The sequence below is a fragment of the Nocardiopsis sp. KDC1DS13DA1 genome, from assembly GCF_055632325.1.
The window spans coordinates 37465-63084 of the sequence record NZ_JBVMUY010000006.1; the positions used below are offsets into that span (position 1 = coordinate 37465).

16 protein-coding genes, 1 tRNA gene and 1 pseudogene are annotated in these 25620 nt (G+C 70.8%); 6 read left to right on the top strand and 12 right to left on the bottom strand.

Going from position 1 to position 25620, the window contains the following annotated elements:
* Positions 1-168: 168 nt before the first annotated feature.
* The 4 genes from ACTVAJ_RS05690 to cobT form a co-directional block, all read right to left on the bottom strand.
* A complete protein-coding gene (locus ACTVAJ_RS05690) occupies positions 169-2955 on the bottom strand; it encodes a GTPase (protein WP_470386998.1) in 2787 nt (928 codons plus the stop codon).
* A complete protein-coding gene (locus ACTVAJ_RS05695; protein WP_470386999.1) occupies positions 2952-4847 on the bottom strand; it encodes a GTPase in 1896 nt (631 codons plus the stop codon). Before ACTVAJ_RS05695 ends, ACTVAJ_RS05690 begins: the two co-directional genes overlap by 4 nt.
* Positions 4848-4920: 73 nt before the next feature.
* Positions 4921-6201, bottom strand: coding sequence for a uroporphyrinogen-III C-methyltransferase (cobA, locus tag ACTVAJ_RS05700; RefSeq protein ID WP_470387000.1), 1281 nt, complete (start codon positions 6199-6201; stop codon positions 4921-4923).
* A gap of 215 nt (positions 6202-6416) precedes the next feature.
* Positions 6417-8771, bottom strand: a complete 2355-nt coding sequence (gene cobT / locus ACTVAJ_RS05705) for a nicotinate-nucleotide--dimethylbenzimidazole phosphoribosyltransferase (protein WP_470387001.1) — start codon at positions 8769-8771, stop codon at positions 6417-6419.
* 500 nt (positions 8772-9271) lie between these two features.
* Between cobT and ACTVAJ_RS05710 the strand changes: the two genes are divergently transcribed.
* Positions 9272-10387 (top strand): peptidoglycan recognition protein family protein, encoded by a 1116-nt coding sequence (locus ACTVAJ_RS05710; protein WP_470387002.1) that lies wholly within the window; start codon positions 9272-9274, stop codon positions 10385-10387.
* Between the two features lie 193 nt (positions 10388-10580).
* Positions 10581-11171 carry a GNAT family N-acetyltransferase gene (locus ACTVAJ_RS05715; RefSeq protein ID WP_470387003.1) on the top strand — a complete coding sequence of 197 codons (591 nt, stop codon included), beginning with the start codon at positions 10581-10583 and terminating at the stop codon, positions 11169-11171.
* A 44-nt stretch (positions 11172-11215) separates the two neighbouring features.
* Here the strand turns inward: ACTVAJ_RS05715 and ACTVAJ_RS05720 are convergent, their stop codons facing one another.
* Positions 11216-11485, bottom strand: coding sequence for a DUF6504 family protein (locus ACTVAJ_RS05720; RefSeq protein WP_470387004.1), 270 nt, complete (start codon positions 11483-11485; stop codon positions 11216-11218).
* Positions 11486-11616: 131 nt separating this feature from the next.
* Between ACTVAJ_RS05720 and ACTVAJ_RS05725 the strand changes: the two are divergent.
* Together ACTVAJ_RS05725 and ACTVAJ_RS05730 are read left to right on the top strand one after the other, a co-directional pair.
* Positions 11617-11838, top strand: a pseudogene (locus ACTVAJ_RS05725) (protein kinase domain-containing protein); the annotation flags it as partial.
* A 368-nt stretch (positions 11839-12206) separates the two neighbouring features.
* Complete coding sequence (locus tag ACTVAJ_RS05730; protein WP_470387005.1) at positions 12207-13172, top strand: quinone oxidoreductase family protein; 966 nt, start codon at positions 12207-12209, stop codon at positions 13170-13172.
* 88 nt (positions 13173-13260) lie between these two features.
* On the opposite strand, the gene ACTVAJ_RS05735 is transcribed toward ACTVAJ_RS05730, so the two are convergent.
* The 3 genes from ACTVAJ_RS05735 to ACTVAJ_RS05745 all read right to left on the bottom strand — a co-directional run bounded on the left by ACTVAJ_RS05735 (position 13261) and on the right by ACTVAJ_RS05745 (position 18100).
* A complete protein-coding gene (locus tag ACTVAJ_RS05735) occupies positions 13261-14343 on the bottom strand; it encodes an SPFH domain-containing protein (protein WP_470387130.1) in 1083 nt (360 codons plus the stop codon).
* A 76-nt stretch (positions 14344-14419) separates the two neighbouring features.
* A complete protein-coding gene (locus ACTVAJ_RS05740; RefSeq protein ID WP_470387006.1) occupies positions 14420-14860 on the bottom strand; it encodes an NfeD family protein in 441 nt (146 codons plus the stop codon).
* 333 nt (positions 14861-15193) lie between these two features.
* Complete coding sequence (locus ACTVAJ_RS05745) at positions 15194-18100, bottom strand: penicillin acylase family protein (RefSeq protein ID WP_470387007.1); 2907 nt, start codon at positions 18098-18100, stop codon at positions 15194-15196.
* A gap of 299 nt (positions 18101-18399) precedes the next feature.
* On the opposite strand from ACTVAJ_RS05745, the gene ACTVAJ_RS05750 reads away from it, so the two are divergent.
* Entirely contained in the window at positions 18400-18909 is a 510-nt protein-coding gene (locus ACTVAJ_RS05750) for a hypothetical protein (RefSeq protein WP_470387008.1), read from the top strand.
* Positions 18910-18967: 58 nt separating this feature from the next.
* Here the strand turns inward: ACTVAJ_RS05750 and ACTVAJ_RS05755 are convergent, their stop codons facing one another.
* Positions 18968-19858 carry a cobalamin biosynthesis protein gene (locus ACTVAJ_RS05755; protein WP_470387009.1) on the bottom strand — a complete coding sequence of 297 codons (891 nt, stop codon included), beginning with the start codon at positions 19856-19858 and terminating at the stop codon, positions 18968-18970.
* Between the two features lie 552 nt (positions 19859-20410).
* On the opposite strand from ACTVAJ_RS05755, the gene ACTVAJ_RS05760 reads away from it, so the two are divergent.
* Positions 20411-20486 (top strand) — tRNA-Arg (locus ACTVAJ_RS05760).
* A 355-nt stretch (positions 20487-20841) separates the two neighbouring features.
* Here the strand turns inward: ACTVAJ_RS05760 and ACTVAJ_RS05765 are convergent.
* Genes ACTVAJ_RS05765 through ACTVAJ_RS05775 form a run of 3 tightly spaced genes read right to left on the bottom strand, consistent with a single transcriptional unit; the run spans position 20842 to position 25308 of the window.
* Entirely contained in the window at positions 20842-22548 is a 1707-nt protein-coding gene (locus ACTVAJ_RS05765; RefSeq protein WP_470387010.1) for an alpha/beta hydrolase family protein, read from the bottom strand.
* Positions 22545-23780 (bottom strand): MFS transporter, encoded by a 1236-nt coding sequence (locus ACTVAJ_RS05770; protein WP_470387011.1) that lies wholly within the window; start codon positions 23778-23780, stop codon positions 22545-22547. Before ACTVAJ_RS05770 ends, ACTVAJ_RS05765 begins: the two co-directional genes overlap by 4 nt.
* The gene (locus tag ACTVAJ_RS05775) at positions 23773-25308 is read right to left on the bottom strand and encodes a tetratricopeptide repeat protein (RefSeq protein WP_470387012.1); all 1536 of its coding nucleotides are present in this window, start codon (positions 25306-25308) and stop codon (positions 23773-23775) included. The genes ACTVAJ_RS05770 and ACTVAJ_RS05775 overlap by 8 nt, the downstream gene beginning before the upstream one ends.
* Positions 25309-25620: the final 312 nt, after the last annotated feature.

Genomic DNA, 25620 nt, shown 5'->3' on the forward strand with positions numbered 1-25620 from the left:
GATCGGAGGAGGACACATGTACAACAGCGTGCACTGGACCTGAGACCCGACACGGCAAGACCCGGGGGCGGGCGGCACACGACGCGCCGCCCGCCCCCGGACCGTTCGACGCTCCCACGGAGCCGTCCCCACCGGTGTCCGCGCCCGACGGCGCGGTGCCTCAGCCCCTCACGACGAGGCCCCGGCCACCTCGTACGCGGCCCGGAACGCGCGGTACCGCGCCAGCTCGGCCTCCATCGGCTCGGCCACCCTCCGGCGCGCGATCTCGGCGACCCGCGCCTCGGCGGCCCGCTCCACCTCCTCGCGCCGCTGGACGGCCGCGACCTCGACCAGGTTGCCGCAGCCCACCCCGGTCAACCAGCCGACCAGCAGGGACGCCGCCACCAGGGCCCCCGAGTAGCCGACGAACACCGGATCGTCGAACATCACCATCCCGGTGAAACCGCCCGCGAGCCAGCTCGACAGCGCCACGACCGCCCACACCAGCCCCAGCGCGGCGACGGACAACAGGGCGTACTGCCCCGACCGCGCCACCCTCCACCAGGGCTGGCTCTGGTCGGGGGCGCCGACCGCGCCCGAGACCGCCTCGCCCAGCTCCGCCGGAAGCTCCGAGACCCCGCTGCGCGCGGCCGCGCGCATGCGGCGCCGCCACAGGGACGGCATCCCCTCCGAGACGCCGTCGGCCGCCTCCCCCAGGACCGTCTCCAGCTCGGCCGAGTGCGCGTCGACCGGACCGCCCACACCCGCCCCGCCGTCGTTGCGCAGGAAGTCGAGCTGGACCGCCGACAGCGGGTCCTTGCGCAGTCTGCCCGCCATGCGGGCCACCGGCCAGCCGACCTCCCGCCTGCCGCGCCTGACGTCGTTGGTCTCGGTCACGTCGGCCACGGCCCTGACACCGGCGGCCCCGGAGAGCCCTCTGCGGACGCGCTCGACCACCGGCTCGGGCACCGCCTCGGGGATCTCCCCCTCACCGTGGAAGTCCTCGAAGGCCACCACGACCTGGTCCAGGTCGGCGACCAGCCGGTCCACCAGGGCGCGGCGTTCGCGGACGGTCTCACCGAGGAACTCGCGCAGGTCCCGGATGCCGTTCCCGGTGACGGTCGAGGTGGTGATCACCCGGGGATGCACACCCGACTCGGTCTCCATCAGGCGCCGCAGGTCGGTCAGCAGCTCCTCGAGCTCGTCCGGCTCGACCCGGTCGACCTGGTTGAGAACCGCGACCGTGACGGCTCCGTGCCCGGCCATCCGGGCCAGGTAGCGGTGGTGGACGGCGGCGTCGGCGTACTTCTGCGGGTCGAGGACCCACACGAGCAGGTCCACCGACCCGATGAGCCGGTCGGCCTCGGCGGTGTGCATGCTGCGCACGGAGTCGTGGTCGGGCAGGTCCAGCAGGACCAGCCCGGTCAGCTCGGAGTTGCCCGCGTCCAGGACGCCGGTACGCGAGTGACGGTAGCGGGTGGGCACGCCCAGCCAGCTCAGGAGCGCGTCGGCGCCCTCGTGCCCCCACACGCAGGCGTGCGCCTTGGAGGTGGTGGGGCGGGTGACACCGGTCTGCGACAGCTCCAGGCCGCACAGTGCGTTGAACAGCGACGACTTGCCACTGCCCGTGCCGCCCGCCAGAGCCACGACGGTGTGCTCCCCGGACAGGCGCAGACGCGCGCCCGCGTGGTCGAGCAGCTGCGCGGAACGGGCGACGACCTCCTCGGGCAGGTCCTCCTGGCCGAGCTCGGTCAGGGTGGACAGGGCGTCGAGCCGTTCGACGAGCTCGGCCCGGGTGACCGTCCGCTCGGACCGCCAGTGGTCGTGGGTGGTCGGACGGTACTCGTCGTCGCCACTGTCGGCGCCGTCGGAGGCCCGGGCGCTCTCACCGGTGTCACCCGCGCCGGGACCGGGGGCGTCGCTCACGGGATCGGGCGACCCCCCGTCCGTCGCCGCGGGAGCGGATCCGGACGGAGTACCGCCCCCGTCCTCCGTCGCGTCGGACTCGGCGGAGCCGTTCGCGCCCACGGCCCTGAAGGCCCCGGAGACCGCGGACGGCCCCGGGACGCGACGGGGCAGGGGCCCGCCGTCCTCCTGCCCGACCACCGGCTGCGGCCCCGTGCCGGCGGCCGTACCGGCGTCTGCGTCCAGCGGGTCGGTCCCCTGCCGGTCCGCGGGGACACCACGCGCCGGGGACACGTCCGCGGAACCGCCCTCGGCCGACCCGCGGTCCGCCCCGTCCTCGTCCTGCCCCGGGGCGGGGACCCACTCCGGGGGGCTGGGGGACACCGCGGGGAAGGCACCGGTGACGCGTCCGGCGATCTGGGCGTCCTCGGCGGCCTCGGCGAGACTGCCCACCCATCCGGCCAGGCCGTCCGGGTCGTCCCCCTCGCCCTGACCGTCACGGGCGGCGCCCGCGTCACGCGCACCGCGCACACCGCGACGGCCCCGCTCCCCCCTGCTTCCGCGCACTCCGCGCGTACCGCGGCCGTTCCGGGAGTGGCCGGCGCCCCGGGTACCGTGGCGCTCCCGGCCGCCCTCACCGGCGTCGTCGTCCACGTCCTGGCCGCCTCCGGCCGCGTCGCCGAGACCGCCACCGGGCGCGAGCACGTCGCCGCCGCCCGGGGCGGCGACGGAAACCTCACCGTCCCGCTCCGCGGCCACACGGGCGTGCCGCCCCTGCCCCCGGCGGGGAGCGGCCTCCTCCGCCGGCTCCGCGTCGGGGTACCCCGAGATCCCGTCGTGCGCGGCCGTCACCGCGGCCCCGTCGGCGCCGGGACCGGACCCGCCGCCGGGATGGTCGGGAACCGGCACCGTGTATCCGCGCCAGGGGCCGCCCTCGGCCGACGCCGACGCACCGCGCGGCGCATCGTCGTCACCCACGGCTTCGGAACGGTCCACCGGTCGGACCTCGTCCCCGGGTTCGGGGGCACCGGTCTCCCCGGTCGCCCGCGCGGGGTTCCACTGAGTCGTCATCGCGCAATCTCAAGGTTGTACGTGGCCTGATAGAGCTGGACGGCACTGTCCTCGGAGGGAATCCCGGCCGACGCCAGGGTGCTGTCGAAGGGCGCGCGCTCCTGCGCGAGCAGGGCCTCGACCCGGCCGCGCAGGTTGTCGCGGGCCGCCGTACCCATGCTACGGAGGGCCTGCGCCCCGAACAGCCCCTTGAGCAGGCGCTGCGGCGAGGGGCCGGAGGCCTCGGCCGCGTGTGCGCCGCCTCCGGACCGGGACCGTTCGTAGCCGAGCAGGTCCATGACCAGGACGAGCGCGACGATGTCGTGGTCGAAGGTGACGAACCGGGCCACGGAGCGCTTGGTCGCGCCACTGGCCTTGGTCATCTCCGCGACCTCGGCCTGCCACTCGGCCAACTCCTTGCGGAACCGCTGGGCCAGGAGCCCCCCGCCGGGAAGCGCGAGCGCCTTCTCCGCGAGGTCCTCACCCCCCGGCATCTCCCGCCACCGCGCCTCGATCCCGTGCCCGGCGCGCTCGGCGGCCGACACCACCAGCGCCGACAGGGAGTCGCGGACGGCCTCCTCCAGCGCGCCGACCCGCTGCCCCCGCTCCAGCGACTCCGCACGGCGCCGCCGCCGCGCCCGCCTGCCGCGCGGCCGCAGGCTCCGGGCGAGCTCACCGCTGGCGGCCACCTCCTGCCACCGCGCGAGCAGGGAACCGCTGAGCAGAGAACCGTCGGCGAGCCCGTCGTCCACGTGGCGGCGCGCCTCGGCGTAGGCGTCGTCCACGGCGCCGCTGAGCACCCGGCCCGCCTCCACCTGCATCTCCACCTGCCGGGCCAGTTCGGGCACCCGGGAGCGGAAGCTGTCGATGACGCCGACGAAGGTGCGGCGCGAGACCCGGTCGCGCTGGTCGGCCTCGCCCGCCACGTCCGCCAGGTAGGTCCGGATGTGGTCGGCGACGTTGGCGGTGAAGCGCTCCCCCTTGACCTGGTCGGTCTCGGGGATCGCGAACCGCGCCGCCGCGCCCAGGCCGTTGGCCTCCAGCATGGCGCCGAAGTGGTCGAGCAGTTGACGCCGTCCCCTGCGCGGGACCCGGGAGAGCACGACGGCCAGCGACGTGTCCCGGTCGCGCGCCACCTGGAGGAACTCCCACACGCGCGCGTCGGCGTAACGGGTGCTGGTGGTGACGAACACCCACAGGTCCGCCGCGTCGAGGAACTTGGCGGCGAACTCGTGGTGGGCGGCCACCGCCGAGTCGACGTCCGGGGTGTCCAGCAGGGCGACACCGCGCGGCATGGCCTCGCTCGCCGCCAGGACGAGCATGCCGTCCTTGCCCGGCATGGCCAGCCCCTGCTGGCGCACACGGGGCAGCGCCGGGATGAAGGACGCCTCGCTGAACCAGTCCACATCGGCCGGGTTGCACGCCAGCACCGGGCTGTTGGTGGTGGGACGGCGCACACCGGTCGTCGTGACCTGTTCACCGACCAGACTGTTGACCAGTGTGGACTTGCCCGCGCCCGTGGAACCGGCGACCGCGATCAGCAACGGGATGTCGGGCCGCCGCACCCGGGGCAGGACGTAGTCGGACAGCTGCGCCAGAACATCGTCCCGCAGCACCCGCCCCTCCTCGGCGGCGGGCAGCCCATCGGCGAACTCCAGGTCACGGATCTGGGTGCGCAGCGACTCCAGGACGCGCTCGAAACGATCGTCCTCCCAGGTGGGAGAAGGTTGCTCGGCCGCTCCGGAGCGCGCGGGAGCAGCGGCACCGGTCGGGCCCCCGCGAACGGCGGCGTCGGCCGCGGGTGCGGAACCCGGGTCCGGAGCGGGATGGTCGGAGGTGGCGGCCGGTCCGGTACCGAACCGGTCCGAGGCACCGGCGCCGCTGGCGTCCGGTGCGGCCGACGGCCGGGTCATGATCGGTATGCCCTCCTCATCGGTGCTGACGGTCCCCCACCGCACGCACGTCGAACGCCGCTGGCGGGGGGTCTCACTGGAGATCGCGCCCGGTCGCCAGTCGACGCGTCTCGAACTGGGTCCCCGTGTGCAGTATGTCAAGATCCCGCGCTGTTTTGACCACTTCTCCGATGATCACCACCGCCGGGGGCCGCACCCCGGCCGATCGGACCGAGGCGGCGATGTCCGCCAGCGTACCCGTGACCGTACGCTGACCAGGCAGCGTGGCCTCCTGCACCACCGCGACCGGGGTCTGCGCGCAACGGCCGTGCTCCACGAGCGCCTCGGCGATCGCCTCGATCCGCTCCACCCCCATGAGCACGACCACCGTCCCGCCCGCGCGCGCCAGCCCCCGCCAGTCGACGGTGGAGCGCTCGTCGCCCGGGGCCACGTGCGCCGAGACGATGTGCACGTCCTGGGCCACCCCGCGGTGGGTGGCGGGGATGCCCGCGCTCGCCGGGGCGGCCAGCGCGCTGGTCACACCGGGGACCGCGATGACCGGCACACCCGCGGCGGCACACGCCGCGGCCTCCTCCCCGCCCCGGCCGAAGAGGAACGAGTCACCGCCCTTGAGCCGGACCACGAACCTGCCGCGACGGGCCCGGTCGACCAGAACCGCGTTGATGTCCTCCTGGCTCATCGACCGGCCGTAGGGGATCTTCGAGGCGTCGACGATCTCCACGTCCGCCGGCAGACGGTCCAGCAGCGAGGTCGGCGCCAGCCGGTCGACCACCACCACGTCGGCCTGGGAGAGCAACTGCTGCCCGCGGACCGTGATCAGACCGGGGTCCCCCGGTCCGCCGCCCACCAACGCGACACCGCTGAACCGCTCACGGCCGCGCCGCGCGTCCAGGGTGCCGTCGGCGAGCCCGTCGGTGATGGCGTCGCGCAGACCCGCCGCCCTGCGCGGGTCACCGGAGGCCACCACACCGACGGTGATCCCGGCCGCGGTCCCGGTGGCGGGCGTCCAGGCCGAGGAGGCGTGCCGGTCGTCGGCGCGCACGCACCACACCCGGGCGGACTCGGCCTCCTCGGTGACCGCCGCGTTCACGTCGGGATCGTCGGTGGCGGCGTGCACCAGCCAGAACTCGGGGGCGCCGGGGCCCGCCACGTCACCGGGGGCGTAGCCCCGCCGCTCCCACGTGACGCGCCCCGCGGCGGCCAGGTCCTCCAGCGCGGCCGAGACCTCGGGCGACACGAGCGTGACACGCGCACCCGCCTCCAGCAGCACCGGAACGCGGCGCCCGGCGACCCGTCCCCCTCCGACCACGAGGACGTCGCGGCCCTTCATGCGCAAACCCAGCAGATAGGTCACGTTCGCGCCCCTTCCGTCGTCCGTACCGGCCCCCGGCGACGACGGCGGGGTGCGCGGATGCTCCTCCATCGCGCCGCCGGCGATGTTTCGCGATGGTGTGAACCACCTTGTCAAAGCGGTATTACACCCGAGTAAACCGGCGAGTTCACGCGATGTGAACCCGGCCGCACCCAGCGGCGGCGCGGCCAGGCACGGCCCCCTCGGGAACCGGCCCCTCAGCCGAGGGCGGACACACCCGCGTCGTCGAAGGTCGCCACGTCGCGCAGGACGCGGGCCGACGCCTGGAGGATTGGCAGCGCCAACAGGGCGCCCGACCCCTCCCCCAACCGCATCTCCAGGTCCACCAGCGGACGCAGGTCCAGGTGGGCCAGGGCGAGCGCGTGCCCGGGCTCACTGGAGCGGTGTCCGGCGAAGCACGCCTGGACCGCCTCCGGGGAGATGGCCGCGGCGGCGAGCGCGGCCGACCCCGCGATGACCCCGTCGAGCAGGACCGGAACCCCCAGGGCGGCACCGCCCAGGACGAACCCGGCCAGGGCCGCGTGCTCCAGCCCGCCCAGGGCCGCGAGGGTGCCGATCGGGTCCGCCGGGTCCACGGGGTTGGCCGCCAGGGCGCGCCGCACCACGGACACCTTGTGCTCGAAGGTCGCGTCGTCCACACCGGTCCCCCGACCGGTGGCGTCCTGCGGCTCGGCCCCGGTGAACGCGCACACCAGCGCGGCGGCCGGCGTCGTGTTGGCGATACCCATGTCCCCGGTGACCAGGCAGCGGTTGCCCGCCGACACCAGGTCCCGCGCGACCTCGATACCGCCCTCCAGCGCCTGGAGGGCCTGCTCCCGGGTCATCGCCGGGCCCCGGGTGAGGTCGGCGGTGCCGCGCGCCACCTTGCGGGGCAGCAGGCCCGCGGCCCGGGGCAGGTCCCCGGCCACGCCCACGTCCACGACCGTGACCTCCGCGCCGACCTGCGCGGCGAAGGCGTTGACCACCGCGCCCCCGGCGAGGAAGTTGTGCACCATCTGGGTCGTGACCTCCTGCGGCCACGGGGTCACCCCCTGCGCGTGCACACCGTGGTCGCCGGCGAACACCGCGACCGCGACCGGCTCGGGGATCGGCGGCGGGCACACGCCCGCCAGCCCGGCGAGCCGGACCGACACCTCCTCCAGGACCCCGAGGGAGCCCTGCGGCTTGGTCATGCGGTTCTGCCGGTCCCTGGCCTCCTCCACCGCGCGGGTGTTCAGCGCTCCGATGGCGGCGATGGTCTCCTCCAGCAGGCTCGTGGGCTCCTGGCCGGGCAGACCGCGGCGGCCGTAGCGATCGCGGTGCACCGCCCAGGACAGGGGGCGCCCAGCCGCCGGGCCGGGGGCCGCGGCCCCCGGCCCGGCGGAGAAGTCCTCGACGTAGCCCACGCAGAGGTAGGCGACCACCTCCAGGTGCGAGGGGAGGTCGAGGGCACGGGCGACGTCGCGCTCGTCGACGTGGCTGATCCAGCCGACTCCGAGCCCCTCGGCCCGCGCGGCCAGCCAGAGGTTCTCCACGGCGAGCGCGGGCGAGTACCCGGAGCTCAACGGCTGGGCGTGGCGGCCCAGGGCGTGGCGGCCGCCGCGCGAGGGGTCGACGGTGACGGCGATGTTGAGCGGGGCCCCGGCGATCGCCTCGACCTTCAGCCCGGCCAGTGTCCGGGCACGGTCGCCGGGCAGCGCGCGCGTGTGGTCGTCGCGCTCGGCCTCGGCCAGGTCGCGCACGCGGGCCCGCACGGCGGGGTCGTCGATGACGAGGAAGTCCCAGGGACGCGCGTCGCCGACGCTGGGCGCCTGGTGGGCGGCCTCCAGGACACGCATGAGGACGTCGTCGGGAACCGGGTCGGGACGAAAGCCCCCGACCACGTCGCGGCGCTCGTTGATGGCCCGGTAGACGGCGGCGCGCTCGGGGCCGCCGTAGGAGTGGTCGACCCGGGGGCCGGAGGCGGCGGGCGCCGGGGCGGCCTGGGGACGCGGACCGGTGCGCCCGGGCTCCGGGCGGGGCTCGGCTGCTTGCTGTGCGTGCACGGTGTTGCTCTGCTCCGCTTCGGTGGTCGTGGAACGCGGGTCCGCGGGTCCTGGTGCGGTGGTTCGCGCGGGTGGTTCGGCGGCGGGCACCGGGTCCGGGAGGCGCCCCTGGTCGCGCCCCTGGTCGCGGGACGGGGTCCGGTCCCCGCCCCGGAAGGGGATGACGTTGGGGCTGGGCCGGTCGTCCGCCGCCTCCGGAGCGGCGTCGGCCGTCACCGCCTCCTCCGGCGGCGCGGAGCCGGACTCCGCCGGGGGCCGCGCCGCGTCCGCCCCGTGCTCCGCCGGGTCGGGTTCGGCCACCGCCGGAATCGGTTCCGTGGGCGCGGAGGCGGCGGGCGCCGGGGCGGACGGCCGCGAGGACTGGCGGAACGGATTCGTCCCCCCGCCGCGGCTCGGCTGGGCTCCGCGCCCCGACTCGGGCAGTCCCTCCAGGAGGCCGCCGAGCTCCGAGGCGCCCTGCCCGCTCTGCTCCCGGGAGTCCCCCCGGTCGCCGTCGCGCCGGGCCGACTCGCGGTCACCGTTGGTCATGATCGCTCCCCGAAGAGGTGTGTCGACTACCCGTTGTCCACCTGATCCGACATAGACCCGTAAGCGTAGTCCGCGACGTTTGTTCCGTTCACCCGGGTCCCCACCAGGGCTGACCTTCCCGACTCCCCCAAGGACCACATGCGTACCAACTCTGTCAGAACCCGCTCCGGAACACCGTCGGCGCCGACGGCACCCCCGACGGATCCGGAGGCGCTCCACCCGAACCCCGCCCCGGAGGACCGCGCCCGGCCCACCTGGCCACGGATTCCGTCCCCGAGCGCACCGCGCGGGAACGAACCGGCGTCCGGTCGCCGAACCGGTTCCGACAGCCGATTCGGCGCGCCGAAACCCCTACGGGAACGGGCCTGTGCAAGGCTGTGCGCACTTTCCCCGGCCCCGGGAAGAACCCGCTCCCGCCCCGGCGCCGGACGACTGACACCCAGCGTCCGCCCCCACCGCCGACGGGACCCCCAGACCTGCACCCACGAGAAGGACGACGTATGCGACGCCGCTCATTCCTCACCGGTTCCACCGCCCTCGCGGGCCTGACCGCGCTCGGCACCGCGCTGCCCGCGCGCGGCCCCGCCATGGCCGACACGGCCCTGGAGATCCCCCGTGTGATCGCCGAGCCGTCCCCGGAGACCGGCGGCCTCGTCCGGCCGGACACCCGCTTCGACGTGGTGACCGTGACCCGACCCGCGACGGCCGCGGCCGAACCGGCGATCCGCTTCGAGACGGGCGGCGGCCTCGGCCCCTGGGAACCCCTGCACCTGCACACCTCGGGCCGGGACGACCGGGACCCCGACTCCTCCGCCCTCGTCCGCGCCCCTGAGGGGGCCACCGGCTACGAGGTGCGCGGCGGAGCCAGGACGACGGCCCTGAACCTGAGCGACGGGGAGGCGCTGCGGTTCGACGGCCCGGCGCGCACGTCGCTGTCGGCGGAGGGCGACGGCTACCAGACCCTGGGCGGCTCCTCCGGGCGCCCGTCCGCGCGGTTCGTGACCCGCTCGGGCTGGGGTGCCGACGAGTCGTACCGCTTCGACGACGAGGGCAACGACCTCTGGCCCGCCGAGTTCCACCCCGTACAGGCGCTCACCGTGCACCACACCGCGCTGGCGACCACCGGCGACCACGCCGCCGACGTGCGGGCCGTCTACCACCTGCACGCGGTCGAGCTGGCGTGGGGGGACATCGGCTACCACGCGCTCATCGCCCCCGACGGCACGGTCTACGAGGGCCGCCACTCGGGCGGGGACGGGGTGCCGGTCTTCTCCGGGTGGCCCCGGCCGGGCCGGGCCGAGTCGGTGACGGCCGGGCACGCCTACACGTTCAACCACGGCAACATCGGTGTGTGCCTGCTCGGTGACTTCACCGACGAGCTGCCCACCCGGGCCGCGCGGGACTCCCTCGTCAACGTCCTGCGCGTGCTGTGCGCGGTGTCGGGGGTGGACCCGGCCGCGGAGATCGAGTACGTCCACCCGGGTACCGGCGCGACGACACCGGCCCGGACGATCTCGCGCCACCGCGACTGGCTGGACACCGAGTGCCCGGGCAACGCGTTCTCCGCGGTGTTCGATACCGAGATCCGCCAGCGGGTCATCCGCGGCCGGGCCTGACCCTCCGTCGGGACGGGCGCATGACGGGCGGGGGAGCCCCGGGGGCGGGGCACCACTCTCGGGAGGCTCCCCCGCCCCTGCGCACCGGAACAGCCATGCCGCCTTTACGACGTAGATCATTCTGGTGACCGAGTGCCGTTTCCCGCGCATTAGGGTGTGCGCATCATCCGACGACCGAGGACCCGCCGCACCCATGCCCGACACCCCACCGACCTCCCCCGCCAGGCGCACCCTGCCCTCCGTGATCCTGGAGACGGAACGGCTGCGACTGCGCGCGTTCGTCGAGGACGACATCGACGACGTCCACCTGACCTACGCCGACCCCGGCCTCCAGAGGTGGGTGCCGCTCCCCGAACCCGGCGTCCCCTACACGCGCGAGAACGCCGAGCGGTGGTGTCGGCTGCTCGCCCCCGCCCTGCGGGCCGACGGCGACGGACAGCACTGGGCCGCCGTGGAGAAGCGGACGGGCCGCCTGGCGGGATCGATCAGCCTGCTGCGCACGGACTGGCCCTCGATGCGGACCGAGGTCGGCTACGTGGTCTCCCCCCGGGCGCGGGGGCACGGGTTCGCGACCGAGGCGGTCGTGGCGGTATCACGCTGGGCGATCGACCAGGGTTTCCAACGCGTGGAACTCAAGGCCGCCACCGGGAACACGGGGTCGCGGAGGGTGGCGGAGAAGGCCGGGTTCGTGTTCGAGGGGGTCGAGCGCAACGCGATGCCGCTGCACGAGGGCCGCACCGACCTGGCGGCCTACAGCCTCGTCCCCTCCGACCTGGGCCGCTGACCGGACTCGGACACCGGCGGAGGGCGCCGCGCGCCACCCGGGGATCAGTCCCAGACCCGGGACAGCAGCCACGCGCCGGTCGCGGTGTCATGGCGCAGTTCGTACACCCCCTGGGAGTGGGCGGTTCCCGCCTCCACCCGCCAGTGGCGGCGTTCGGGGGCCCGCGGCGCGCTGGCCGGACTCCAGTCCATGCGCACGGTCACCCAGTGGTCGAGGATCCTGCGCACCCCGAACACCCGGCCGTTCCAGGTGAACCTGGCCGGACGCCCGGCGTCCTCGACGACCGTGACCTCCGCCCCGTAGTACCGTCCCACCGCACTTCCCCTCACCCTCGACCGCCCCCGTTCCGACACACGCACCGGGCCGCCCGCCCGGGGAAGAACGGACCAGAGTTCGAACATGTGTTCTAACACTAGCGAAATCGGGGCGTCCGGGGAACCGTTTCGCGGGCGGGCCGATGGCCGGCGGCACCCTGGAGGGTCTGGCCCTGGAGGTCGCCGCGGTGCTCACCGCCATCCCCGGGTCCGGGGTGGTCCACCGCGACCTCAAGCCCGCCAACGCCCTGCTGTCCGGCGTCGGGCCCAAGGTCATCGACTTCGGCACCGCCCGCGCGCTGGACGCCACGGACGGCGGGACGACCCGCTCCCGGACGACGCGGAGGAGCCCGAGGGCAGGCACCGGGCGGGGGTCGTGACCCGGGTAGGCCCCGGGAGCAGCCCGCTCGGCGTGCTCTACACCCACTTCTCCGTGCACGAGATCCTCACCGAGGACCAGGCCGCGTTTTTCGGGTCCTCCGCTGCGCTGCGGACCGTGTCCGGGCGCCCGAAGGTCAGGGACGGTCCCTCCTCGGCCGCGCCCGCCGCTCGTTCCCCGCTCCGAGGCCCGCCCCGTCGTGCGCGACCCTGCCGGCGCCCGGACGACCACCCCCTCCGGTGACCGTCCCGAAAAACCGGCCCCAACCGGGAACCGGTGCGCGACGGCGCCGGGTCCGGCTGGCATGATGCGGGCAGTCGGACCCAGCGAAGGAGTGGACCAGTGCGCGCCATCGTCATCGAGGAACACGGCGGCCCCGAGGTACTGCGGCTGACCGAGGCGGACGCTCCCGAACCCGGCCCCGGCGAGGTCCTGGTCGACGTGACCGCCCGCGGGGTCAACTTCATCGACATCTACCAGCGCGAGGGCCAGTACGACGTCCCCCTCCCCTACGTCCCCGGGATGGAGGCGGCCGGTGTCGTCGCGGCCGTGGGCGAGGGTGTGCGCGACCTGTCCGTCGGTCAGCGGGTCGGATGGGCGATGGCCCCCGGCGGCTACGCGGACCGGGCGGTCGTCCGGGCCTCCGTCGTCGTCCCGGTCCCCGACGGGGTCCGCGACGAGCAGGCGGCGGCGCTCCTCCTCCAGGGGTTCACCGCCCACTACCTGACGTACTCCGTGTACCCCGTGGCGAAGGGTGACACCGTCCTGGTGCACGCGGCCGCGGGCGGAACCGGCCTGCTCATCACCCAGCTGGCCAAGGAGCGGGGCGCCCGGGTCATCGGCACCGTGTCCACCGGGGAGAAGGAGCGGCTCGCCCGGGAAGCGGGAGCGGACGAGGTCATCCGCTACACCCGGACCCCGGTGGCCGACGCGGTACGCGACCTCACCGACGGCCGCGGGGTCGCCGCGGTCTACGACGGGGTCGGCAGGGACACCTTCGACGCGAGCCTGGCGTCGCTGCGCCCGCGCGGTGTGCTGGCGCTGTTCGGCCAGTCCAGCGGGATGGTGCCGCCCGTGGACCCGCTGCGGTTGACCCAGGCCGGGTCGGTGTACCTCACGCGGCCGTCCCTGGGGACCTTCGTGGCCGAGCGCGAGGAGCTGATGGGACGGGCGCGCGACCTGTTCGGGCTGCTGGCGGCCGGACGGCTGGACGTCCGGATCGGCGGACGCTACCCGCTGGCCGAGGCGGCGCGGGCCCAGAGCGACCTCGCCGGCCGCAGGACCACGGGCAAACTCCTGCTCGTCTGATCCGCGGGCCCCGGAGAGCCGGGACCCTCGGGTCCTCCCGGGGCTCCGGTCCTCCCGGCTCCGCGCTTCCTCGGCTCCCCGCCGCTGCTCAGGCCCCCTCACGCGGGTTGGGCATCGAGCCCATACTGGCGCCCGCCCTGCGCACGTCGTCCCGCGCGTCGGCCACCGCGCGCTCGGCCGCCTCGGCGGCCTCCACCGCGGCCTGCTCCGAGGAGGACCGCTCCGACTCGTCCGCCGCCGTGATCCGGGCGGGTCCGGTCCCGATCCGCTCCGACTCCTTCTCCGTGGAGGGCACGGACGCGGCGGCCTCGCCCGAGAACGCGTGGGTGACGTTCTTGATCGCCTCGGTCAGCTCGCCGGGGATCACCCAGAACGTGTTGCCCTCACCCTGCGCCAGGTGCGGCAGGGTCTCCAGGTACTTGTAGGCGAGCAGCTTGGCGTCGGCGTCGTTGGCGTGCACCGCCTGGAACACCCGTTCCACGGCCTTGGCCTCACCGTCGGCGCGCAGGATGGCGGCCTGCTGGTCGCCCTGGGCCTCCAGGATCGCCTGCTGCCGGGCGCCCTCGGCCTTGAGGATCCGGGCCTGGCGCTCACCCTCGGCGTGCAGGATGGCGGCCCGCTTGTCACGGTCGGCCCGCATCTGCTTCTCCATCGCCTCCTTGATGGTGGGCGGCGGGTCGATCGCCTTGATCTCGACCCTGTTGACGCGGATCCCCCACTTGCCCGTGGTGTCGTCGAGGACACCCCGCAGGCGGGTGTTGATCTCCTCCCGGGACGTGAGCGTGCGCTCCAGGTCCATGGAGCCGATCACGTTGCGCAGGGTGGTGACGGTGAGCTGGTCGATCGCCTGGAGGAAGTTGGCGACCTCGTAGGCCGCGGCCTTGGGCTGGGTGATCTGGTAGTAGAGGACGGTGTCGATGTTGACGACGAGGTTGTCCTCGGTGATCACCGGCTGGGGCCGCGAGCTGAAGACGTGTTCGCGAAGGTCGAACTTGGTGTTGACGCGGTCCACACCCGGGATGATGAAGTTCAGCCCTGGGTTGAGCGTCCGGATGTAGCGCCCGAAGCGCTCGATGTTGTAGGCCCTCGCCTGCGGGACGATACGGATCGCCGACAGCGCGATGGCCACGAGGATGACCGCGAGGATGACGAAGGGAATAGCCGGGTCGATCATGTCCGCACCTGACCTTGGGGTCGTGGATGTGGCTCGGGACTGTTCGGAACTGTGGTGCCCGTCGCCTCCGGGCTCAGGGCAGGGCCTCCCGGGGGTAGACCACGGCGGTGGCGCCGTCGATCTCCATGACGTCGACGTGCGTGCCGATCGGGATCACCAGGTCCTCGTCGATGCAGCGTGCCGACCACTCCTCTCCGGAGAGTTTGATCAGCCCGTGGTCGCCGTCGACCTCCCGGAGGACCACACCGGAGCGCCCCACCAGCGCGGCGGTGCCCGAGCGCGCGTCGGGACCGCGGGTCATCTGCCGCTGCATGATCGGGCGGACCAGGACGAGACCGGCGACGGCGGTCGCGGCGAATCCGATGACCTGCACGGCCACGGGCAGTCCGATGGCGCCCAGGAGCGCGGCGACGAGCGCCGCCACGGCGACGAGCCCCAGCACGAAGGTCAGTGTGAACGCCTCGGCGACTCCGAGGGCGCCAGCGAGGATCATCCAGATCAGCCAGTCGGGCATGTTCTGCGGCCCTCCCGCGACGTATCGGGTAATCCTTAAGCTACCCACACGAGACGGACGAAGCACGCGATCCGACGGAGTGATCGGCGCTGTGGCCGTCGATGCGGCACCGCGGGCACCGAGCGCACGGGCACACTCCCGCACGCCGCACGTACCCACGAAAGAAGTCCGCCCGTGGACGGGCGGACAGGACGCCGGACGCGGGTACGGCCGCGGCCGGGCGGACGCACGGGGCCGCCGCCGCGGGAGGCACACGCGGCCGCGGCCCGCGGCACCCCCGTGGGAGGCACCGCGGGCCGCGGCCCGGGTGGCCCGGTCAGCCGACCGGAGGCACTACCGTCCGCCGGAGAACTGGTAGACCATCTGGTACGTGGGCCGGTTCTGCCAGGCGATCGGCCACATACCGATCCCGCCGACCGCCTGGTGGTCCACCGCGTCGGCACACACCTGGTCCCCGGCCGAACAGGGTCCGCCGCCCGGGTAGACCTCCTCCGCGGGGACGGCCGCCGCCTCCGCGAGGGTGTCGAGCAGGACCGTGCGGCAGGCGTCGAGGTCTCCCCCGCCGCAGTAGGTCTCGCCCAGCGGCCCCCGGACCTCGTGGCCGAGTACGGAGCGCAGGTCCTTGTCCACGTAGGACCACCAGCCGTACTGGAAGGCCGAGCCGACGTGGCCGTTGCCGGAGGGCGACTCGTCCACGCGGGCGGCACGGGTCAGCTCGGTGTAGAGGTCCGCGCCGAGCCCCGGTTCGAACTGCCCCCGAACCAGGCGCGGCCACCAGGCGTCGAGCACGCGGATGGCGTCGGCGTGCGCGTAGTACCCGGCGTCCCGTTCGGGCTCGCGCCGCAGGGAGCCGGACTCGTTCCAGGCCCGCAGCTCCTCGACGGCGGCGGCCAGTTCGGGGTCGTCGACCCCGGCGGAGTCGATGACCTCCAGGAGCAGCGGCAGGACCTCCTGCGCCCGCAGGTCCGCGGTCCCGGCCTCCATCATCACCCGGGTGAGGGAGGCGGTGGTGAACCGGTGGCCGCTCTCGACGAGCCCGGAGACGCGGACGTCGAGGAGGTCGCCGCGGTGCACGGAACCGGTGGACCAACCGGAGGTGTACCCCTGGGCGGGCTTGTTGTTCCAGTTGACGATGTAGTCCGGGTTGATCGCCTGGGGGTGGTCGGACAGCGGGTGGTAGTCGGCCCCGTTGGTCGCCGGGTCCCAGCCCGACCAGCCCGCGCCGGAGTAGGCGTCGATCGGCAGGTTCGGGTTGGTGCCGCCGGAGCGGACCGGGTTGGCGCCGGAGTTGACGAAGGCGATGTCCTCGTCGTCGACGTAGTGCCAGTTGAAGGCGTAGCCGATGTCGTAGGCGGCCTCGGTGAAGGTCTCCGCCGAGGTGATCTCGCCCGGATCGTTGAACCGCTGGAAGCCGATGATGGAGTCGACCTCCCGCATGTAGGTGGAGCGCAGCGAGGTGAAGGCGACCGGGTCCCCGTCGACGGTGGCGAAGGACCGTACGAGGCCGTACTCGGAGCGCAGCGAGGTGAGGGTGTAGCCGCCCGCCGCGGTCTGGTCGGCGACGGTGGGCTCCCAGTCGTTGGTGACACTGAGCTCCTCGAAGGGAACGCAGTCTCCGGAGCCGTCGACGTAGGCGCGGGAGGCGGTCGTCGGAGTGGAACCGTCGGTCTCGCAGAGGTCGACGGTGAAGGTGTCGGTGAGGTCCTGGCCCGCCGAGGTGGCGCTCCAGGCGTAGTCGACGCCGCGGCCCATCTGGACGTAGAAGCTCACCCCCGCGAACGAGGCCCCCCGGGCGCTGATGCCGGGCCCCTGGAGTTCCTGGAGCATGAGCAGCTGCGGGGAGAAGTAGCCGGTCTGGGGGCCCATGACGGCGACGGGGTTGCCGCTCTCGGTGTGCTCGCCGGAGACGAGCAGGGCGTTGGACATGCCGCGGGGGTCCATGAAGCCGTCGGGCAGGACGCCGTCGTTGAAGACGCCCTCCAGGGAGTCCACGTCGCCCTCCTCGGCCATGTCCTCGACCCGCTCCCGCTGGGACCCGGAGAGGTCGTCGAGCGTGGGCGGGTCGGCGGCGTCCTCGGGTTCGGACTCCTGCGCCGACGGGGCCGCCTCCGCGGCGAGCGGGTCGGCCGTCCCGCCGGAGGCCGCGGAACCGTACTCGTCGTGGACGATGTCGTAGTACTCGACGGAGCCGGGGTCGGGCACGACCTCGCCGACCGGGTCGTCGGGGGTGCCGGTGTAGGGGAACTCGCCGTCGACGCTGACCACGGCCTCGGGGTCGTTCTCCATGCGCCAGGCCGACCAGAGCTCGGCGCCCTCCTCGGCGCCGTAGCGGTCCTGGAAGTTGGCGAGGACGATCGCGGAGCGGACCTCCCCTCCTCCCCCGCCGCCGAAGATACCGCCGACCATGGAGGCGATGCCGACCACGTCGGCGGGGGTGAAGGGCTCGATCTCGCCGGCGTTGGTGATCGCGTCCTTGTGCCCGGTCAGGACGTACTCGCCGGGGAAGTAGCGGCCCTGGTCGGACGCGCGGATGTAGGCGTTGACGCCGTCCAGGTAGGCGTCGACGTCCTCCAGCGCCTGCCGGCCGCGCTCGCCGCTGGCCGCGACGCGGTCGATCTGGGCCTGCTTGTCCTCCTCGGTGTAGGGCGCGGTGCGCCACAGGTCCTGTTCGAGGGCCCGGTTGCCCGCGGCCCCGCCCGCGAAGGGGGTGAGTTCGCCCCGGCCGACCCTGCGCAGGACGTCCATGAGGAAGAGGCGGTCCTCGGCGGCGGCGTAACCGGCGCCGAACATGGTGCCCTCGCGGGTGGTGCCGGTGACGTGCGGGATGCCGTGGCCGGAGTCCCTGACGATGGTGACGTCCTCGCGGGGCTGGTACTCACGGCCCACGTCGTCGGGGTCGACCCCGAACGTGGAGTCGAGGAAGAAGTCGTCCAGTCCGTCCTCGGTGAGGCCGTCGTAGTGGTGGACGAGGTTGTCGTACATGTCCAGCTGGCTGGACGAGTGCCGGGGTCGGGTGCCGAAGAGCTGGTGGCCGAGGATCTCGGCGAGTGTCGCGCCGCCGTTCTGTCCGGGGGGCAGGATGTCGTGGCATCCCTCGGGCGCGCAGTAGTCCTCGGGGACGAGGGGTTCGGGGTCGGCCGAGGCCGAGGTCGCGGGGAGTGCGCCTGCGGTCGCCGCCGCGACCGCGAGTGCGGCACCCGCCGTACCGGCGCGCAACCGTCTGCTGAGTCGGGGGAACACGTGCTGTCACCACCTGGGGGTCGGCGATGGATCAGCGGAATGCTACGCACAGGTAACCAAATCGCGAAAGACTTTCATGTTTGGGCCGGACCGCGGCCGCGCCACACGGGTTTAAAAGTGACCTGCGCCACAAGCAGCGTGAATCCCGGGGCCACGGTCGGCGGACACCCCGTCACCGCCCGTCGCGTTTGGCCACATCCGGCCACCCGCCTGCGTGTCCACGCCGACCGGCCGCGTGTGGACCCCACCCGATGCCCGTTTTCACCCGACGGGCGTACGGGCTCTGACACAATCGCGGCATGAACCAGTACCCCAACCCCAACCCGGGCGACCCGTGGCAGCAACCCGGCGGCGAGCCCCCCGGCTGGGGACTCCCCCCGGAACAGCACATGGGCGGGGCGTTGGAGCCCTACCAGGCGGGGACCGGCGGCTACCAGCCCCCGGTCCCCCAGGTTCCCGACGAGGCCCCGCTGATGACCATCGGGGACATCGCGATCTCCCAGAACACGGTGATCACACCCGCGGGACGCTTCCCGATCAAGGGCACGGTGTGGACGGTCACCGACATGAGCCGCACCGAGACCAGCACCCCCACCTGGGCCGTCATCACCGCGATCCTGGTCTTCTGGTGGACGTGCCTTCTCGGCCTGCTCTTCCTCCTGGTCAAGGATCGCAAGACGGTCGGACACGTCCAGGTGACCGTCCAGGGCCACGGCACCTACCACGCCACACAGATCCCCGCCGCGTCCCCGAGTGCGGCGTACCAGATCAACGAACAGGTCAACTACGCGCGCAGCCTCGCCGCGTGAGGCTCCCGCCGACCGTCCCACGGACCCCGCCGGGGGCGGTGACCGGCGGATCCGGGGCTCAGCGGGCCACCCCCGCCGCGACGACGAGGGCCAGGGCGTTGACCGCCCTGGCCAGGCGCACGGCGCGACGGATGTCGGCGATCCCGGCGGGCGGCCCGTCACCCAGGAGGGGGCGCCGCTCCTCGTGCCCCGAGTACACGTTGACGCCGCCCAGGGTGCGCCCGAGCGCCCCCGCGAACGCCGCCTCGCACTGACCGGCGTTGGGGCTCGGATGCGAGTCGCCGTCACGTCGCCACACCCGCCACGCGCGCTCCACGTCGCCGCCCACCACGGGGGCGGCGAGCACGGCCAGCAGCGCGGTGAGGCGGGCGGGGCCCCACCCGGCCAGGTCGTCCAGACGCGCCGATGCCGTACCGAACCGCGCGTAGCGGGCGTTGCGGTGGCCGACCATGGCGTCGAGGGTGTTGACCGCGCGGAACCCCGCCAGACCGGGGATCCCGGCGAGCGCGCCCCAGACGAGCGGCCCGACGACGGCGTCGGAGGTGTTCTCGGCGACGGACTCCACGACCGCCCGTGCGACACCGTCCCCGTCCAGTTCCGAGGGGTCGCGGCCGCACAGACCGGTGAGGAGTTCCCTGGCGGACGCGAGGTCGCCGGCCTCGAGCGCGTCCGCGACGCGCTCCGCCTCCCGCCCCAGCATGGCGCCACCGAGCGTCGCCCAGGTGGTGACGGCCGTGGGAACGACGCCCCGGCCGACCGCAAGACCGCCCCCGACCACCGGCAGGACGGTGCCCGCGGCGAAGAGCGCCCCGGCCGCGGTGGAGTCGCGGTAGACGAGCCGTTCCCACCTGCGGGCGGCGGTGCCGAAGAGCGCCACGGGATGCCCCCGCCGGGGGTCCGGCACCACGGTGTCCAGCAGGAATCCCGCCAACAGTCCTAGAGATCGCACGAGACCACGGTAACCGTGTCAACAGCAGTCCCAGGCAACCTCAAACCCCGGCAAACCAGCGTTTGCCACGCAATGTATTCGCCCATACACCTAGAGCGCCCTACAGTCGACGGTGAAGGGAAGCCAGATGCTCGTCACGTTGGCGTCAGCGATGCTCCTCTCGGGTCAGTGGTGGATGTTCTGACCCGCCGGGCCGTCCCAGCCGGGGGCGGCCCCGTCGGACTTCGCGAAACGCCAGTGGCGCAGCACGGCATCAGGGGTTAATCACCGGTAACGTGGTGCACGAGGCCCATAGCACCCGGTTTGGTGGAGCACGAGTGGTAACGAGACGCATCTACGAATGACCGTAGTTGGTCAGACTTTGCCCACCTGTGGGCGACATCAGACAAATACCCTAGAATGTCTGCCCGGGAGCCACAGGCACCACGACACGGACCCTCCGACCGCAGGTCGCCACCCCGGCCCCCACCCACCTACGCGGACAGAGCGACCACCCACACCATGGGTAACGACACGGCAACGCGCTGGCACGTAGGGCGACAATTGAAACAGGCACCCGTAGCTCAGTGGATAGAGCGTCGGACTTCTAATCCGGGGGTCGCAGGTTCGAATCCTGCCGGGTGCGCCACAAAACCCCAGGTCAAACGGGGTGCGCGAGTCGAACAGACGAGGTGCCGGACCTCGTCTGGGGGCGGATTTTGCTCCTCGTGTGCTCCCCAGTGCAAGGTCCCGTACAGGTGGGCACCCACCTCCCGGAGCATTTTGCCATCCCGTGACCCAACGGGGGCGCCCCGAGGACGGCCCGCCAGCGCCCCACAGCCGCCCCGACACGGCCCCACACGGGCACGCCAGCCCCACAACACGTCCCCCTGCCCCTGGGGCCGCCCAAGGGCGTCAGCCGCCCACACGTCCCCTTCCGGGCGCCATCCCACAACAGATGTAGCTTGCCCCTGAACGGAGTGGGCGCCTCGGCGAGGTCCTCTTCACAGGAGGAGTTCGCGCACCCACTGATGCGCCCGGCTAAAGCGCTGGTGGGCATCCTCCGGGTCGGCTGGAACATGCCCCTCGGCAGTAGTCTCCACCATGTCAACATCAACCCCCATCTCGCTGGCACGGTGGCAGAAGTCGGCGATGTGCTCGGTGTCGATCACCTCGTCACCTTGGGAGTACAGCACGCGCAGCGATGGGGCTCTCGCAAGAAGTTCTTCAGAACAGAGGTATCCGCCCTGGTCAGGGCTCCTGAAGAGAGTATCGAAGAAGCGTGTGAAGGAGTCCAGACCTGGCGTGGCGCGAATACGGCCCCGATGGCGCTCAAGGTCGACCATCGGAGAGAGCAGCACCGCCCCGACGGGTTGGGGCAGATGGGATGTACTGGCTGCTTGAAGAGCTACCCAAGCACCAAAGCTCACGCCGAGGAAACAATATGTGAGCTGCTCCATGCCCAGCTCTGCAAGGATCGAGTTCAGGCTCTGGCTAAGGGACTCGCCCCAGCAACCATGCGGTTCACCACGCCACCGAGTGCCGAAGCCGGTGCCGCCTGGATAGTTCCATACAACGACGGCAATACCGTCGTCGAGGAATCGCCGGTACAGACCGGAGTAACGCAGCCCGTCGTACTCACACGACTCCGGGCCTCCATGGCAGGAGACCACGGCGCGCAGCGCAGCGGTTTGGTCGATATCAGGGGGCAGCCAGGCCCAGGAGCGTCCCCCGTCCAGTTCGACGAGTCGAGGCTCGCTGCCGGCATGTCCGATGGGTGTCGGGAAGGAACGCACCTCGTCTTCGCTCACGGCGAGGAAGCGCACGCCTGTGAGTAGTGACTCCTCACGCAGAAACACGGCCGAGCCATCAGTGCCGACTACGGTGAGAGCGGCGAAGTCACCGATCAGATCGACCGGTACAGATCGGCCAGGAGTCCATCGTAGGAGATGCTGCCGCGGCCCACGGTTCACCACCAGCAGAGCGGTACCGTCGAGCAGCAATGCCCCGTCAACGACCTCGCCGGAGGTTTCGATGCGAGCGTTGCCGTGACCACCTGCGCGGGCGTCTACCAGCATCACGATGCTTCCGTCAGGAGACGGTGTGGTACAAAGCCCTCGCGGTCCCTGTGTGGCCAACAGACTCCCTGGGACGATCCATGGCTTCCCCGTGCGCGGATAGCAACGGAACGTGGGACGGGGCTGATGGAGGCGTTCCCAACACCATGATTGAGTCCCTTCGGTGGCGAACAGGATGATCTCCCCTGTATCGTCCCCCGCATCGAGCCACGTTGTCGTCCTTCCGGAGAACGGCTCCACAAGTCTGAAGCCCTCAGGGGACTCAAACAGCAACAGCGGAACCCCAACACCATCAGTGTTACCGAGGACGAGGTCGGTCCAGGTGTGCTGTGGATCGAGTGTAAACGTGGTCGCTCGGCTCGGGGAACCGGTGACTGCATCCACGCCTTCCACATGCACGCTGTTCTCGCCCTCAACGGCCACCACCAACTCCCGTGCGCAGGGCAGGAGCAGGCAGGTCTCGACCGGACCGTCGAGGACAGCGACAGGGACAGGTGACCATCTGTCGATGCGGGTTCGGTACCAAGTAAGCCTCTCCCCCAGATGAAGAAAGGTGAGATCATCGGAGAAAGCTACAGGAACGACGTTCTCCAGATCCGCCAAAGTGTCGATCCTCTGGGATGGCAGGGTCATGAACGGTTCACCTCTTGTGTGGCGGACACCGGAGCCGGTTTCGACTTACGGGAACCGGCCTGCACTCGGCGTCTCCAGACGACGAAGAGCGGGTAGGCCACGCAGTTCGCCGCGATGAGAACTAACGAAATCGTCAACGCCGTGGAGGACCCATGGAGGTTGTAGACGAAACCGCTAGCGAGACCGCCCAGGGCATCACCCGCCAGAAATCCACCCTGGGAAACACCGAAAAGCAAACCTAGGTGAGCGGCAGGGAAGTACTTTCCTTGAACAACCTCCTCACTCGTGGCAGAGCTAGCAAAGCCGACCGCTCGCAATGTGAGAGCCGCCACTGCTACGATCACGCCCCAACCAGGGATAAGCAATGCAGTCGCAATTAGGGCGGTACTTTCGGCAGCCACCAGTGCCGGGAGTGCGCGTTCAGCCTTCACTTTGGCGGCGATTACGGGGCCGACAAGGCCCGTCACCACGCCCACCGCAGCGACGGTAAGACCTACCAATGCCACGTCCATTCCCTTATCCCGAAGGATCAACGGAATATACGGTGTGACAAAGCTCGTGTACAAGCCACCGATAGCCCCCAAAGCCGCCACGGCCAAGGCAAGCGAGACCGGCCGTTCCGTTGGTGGTGACAGATCTGTGTGCTCTTCGGCGGAGGGTGTCGTGCGTATGCGGCCGGGGGCAAGAAGGGCGAGCAGCGCGGACATGGCTACCAGGACCGCAGCTGTCAGTAGAACGCTGCGGGCGCCACTGGTGAATCCGTAGAGGCCAAGTGCCAAACCTGCAACACCCGTGCCTAGGGAAGTGCCGAGCTGCTGTCCGACGCGTCTCGCTCCGACGACCTTGGGGCGATTGCCCTCGTTCGTCACTCCAAACGTCCACACGCGCATACCGATCAAGACGATGCTGGCGCCAATTCCAGCGAGAAGACCGGAAAGAACGACGAAGGCTGTGGAGGCATAGTGTACGCGGAGTGCCAAGCCAAGCGCATAGAGGACAGAACCAGCGATGATGAATCCGCGTGCTCCCCAACGGTCCTGGAGAGAACCAACGAAGAACGTGCTGGCCCCCGCTAGGGCCATGGTCGCATAACTGACACCAAACAACGGCAAGGCGTCGTGCTCGTCAAAGTAAAGAGGATGCGCCATCTTCGAGAGCCACATGCCGCCGAAGAAGAGGAACTGGAAGGCAATCAGCGCAACGATCGATCGATTGGAGAAGAGTTTAGGCATGGGCGCGCGCGACCTGTTTCACCGTCGCAAGGTTGTCGCGAAGATCTTCATCGTCGGGTTTCAGTTCAAGCGCATTTTCGAGGATTTCGACAGCCTTGTTAACTCTGCCAACGTTCAGGAGAGCCTCAGCAAGGACAGAGCTGATATCTGCGTGCAGGTCGGCGGGCATCCCATAAAGATCGAAGCCCTCGAGCAGGGAAATCACATTTCCCCATTCTTCGGCTTCCGACAATGAATACGCATAACTGTATGCGAGATCAATGCGCCCTGGGGCAATCCGCCACGCCTCTCGATGAAATTCGATCGCCTGACTGGTTTCTCCCATGCTCTCGGCAACTTGAGCACGCAAGGTGTGACCTTCAGGGATATAGGGGTCCAGGGAGCATGCATGGTCCAATTGACGAGCCGCCTCTTCCCAATCTCCAATCCCCATATAGCACAGAGCCAATTCCAAGTAGTATTCGGGCATATTGGGGTCAACGTCGAGGAGGGTGCGGTACTCATAGATGGCCGCAGCATTATTTCCGGTACGGCGCAGCACCTGAGCCCGATTATACATTAGTACAGACCGATGAAGGCGGTTGCGTTCGCTTGTGGCGGCGAGCTCGACAAGCGCTTCGTCGATAAAAGCTGAAGCTTCCTCTATCTGGCCAGCACGAAATTGCAGGAGAGCATACCCGTTCCGATTAAATATACGGTCGAATTTTACTTCTTCACTGAAAGAAGGATCCGCTTCGTTCAAGTCATCGAGGGCTCGGTCGAGCAGAGTTGCAGCTTTGGCATCGTCAAGCAAATATGGAGGGTGGTGACGGGCGTATAGCATGGCCTGACCATAACGAGCACGAGCAGCGTCGATCGGGGAACCAGTGGCTGCCCATGCTTCATAGTAACGTTCGGCCCTCTCGGGATATCCGAGCATGACGTTCCCGATCGCCATTACCTGGTAGAGAGAGGGGCAGCCATGATCGCGTGCCAAAGGCGCCAGAAGTTCGGTTGCAGTCCAGGAATCACCGACATGTAGATGACGCTGCGCTCGTTCGATCAGCCAGAGTATGTCGTCATCCGACTTTGTTTCGGCGGCAAACAACGTAAGCGCCTGGTGTTCGCCGTCGGTTAGAACACGTCGAGGACCATGGAAATTCCCAGGCTCGAAACTTACGGCCACCTGTTCACATATGCTACTCACCCAGGCGAACAGGCGGCGTGTGCCCTCATCAAGGTACTGGGCCCCGGACAGCCGGATGGTAGTAGGCCTGTTTATGTGCTGGTTTAGAAGGTCAGCGAAGGCAGCAAAAACACGATCCACCCGTTCCAGAAGCTGATACCGAATCTGACTCTCAACGCTGGTGGCGTCAGTAAGACTGACACCCTCCTGTCGACCGTCACGATCGAAACGGTGCAGCACAGTGGTGGCAACCCTGTCCGGCACGGTGTCACTGTCAGAAACACCCAGAAGGTTCAGCAGTTGCCGGGCCGGACCAAATGCTATGGGACCTGGTTCTGCACGAAGAAGAACTTCGTTAACCACTTTTCATCTCCCCGATTGCAATGATACGGAGGAGCCCCGAACGGGGCTCCTCCTAGACAGACCAACCGACCTACATGATGTCGATCTTACCGCCGTACATCACGGCGAAATTGACCTTGGCCGCCTTCGGCTGACGCTTCTTGAGCTTCATGAGAGGCTCCTCTCACTAGACAGCAGGGACAGTTAAGGAAGCTAGCGCATAGTGACTCAGATCCTCAAGCCCCATAGTCACGGTTAAAGAGACGGCCGAGAAGTGATCATACTGCTCTAGCTCATCTATCTCTCCTGGTAGACGCAGGTTTGATCATGGTG

Bases quoted from the DNA above. Each gene is read 5' to 3' on its own strand.
- ACTVAJ_RS05690 (WP_470386998.1), bottom strand. From the start codon at position 2,955: ATGACGACTCAGTGGAACCCCGCGCGGGCGACCGGGGAGACCGGTGCC.
- ACTVAJ_RS05695 (WP_470386999.1), bottom strand. From the start codon at position 4,847: ATGACCCGGCCGTCGGCCGCACCGGACGCCAGCGGCGCCGGTGCCTCG.
- cobT (WP_470387001.1), bottom strand. From the start codon at position 8,771: ATGACCAACGGTGACCGCGAGTCGGCCCGGCGCGACGGCGACCGGGGG.
- ACTVAJ_RS05710 (WP_470387002.1), top strand. From the start codon at position 9,272: ATGCGACGCCGCTCATTCCTCACCGGTTCCACCGCCCTCGCGGGCCTG.
- ACTVAJ_RS05715 (WP_470387003.1), top strand. From the start codon at position 10,581: ATGCCCGACACCCCACCGACCTCCCCCGCCAGGCGCACCCTGCCCTCC.
- ACTVAJ_RS05740 (WP_470387006.1), bottom strand. From the start codon at position 14,860: ATGCCCGACTGGCTGATCTGGATGATCCTCGCTGGCGCCCTCGGAGTC.
- ACTVAJ_RS05750 (WP_470387008.1), top strand. From the start codon at position 18,400: ATGAACCAGTACCCCAACCCCAACCCGGGCGACCCGTGGCAGCAACCC.
- ACTVAJ_RS05765 (WP_470387010.1), bottom strand. From the start codon at position 22,548: ATGACCCTGCCATCCCAGAGGATCGACACTTTGGCGGATCTGGAGAAC.
- ACTVAJ_RS05770 (WP_470387011.1), bottom strand. From the start codon at position 23,780: ATGCCTAAACTCTTCTCCAATCGATCGATCGTTGCGCTGATTGCCTTC.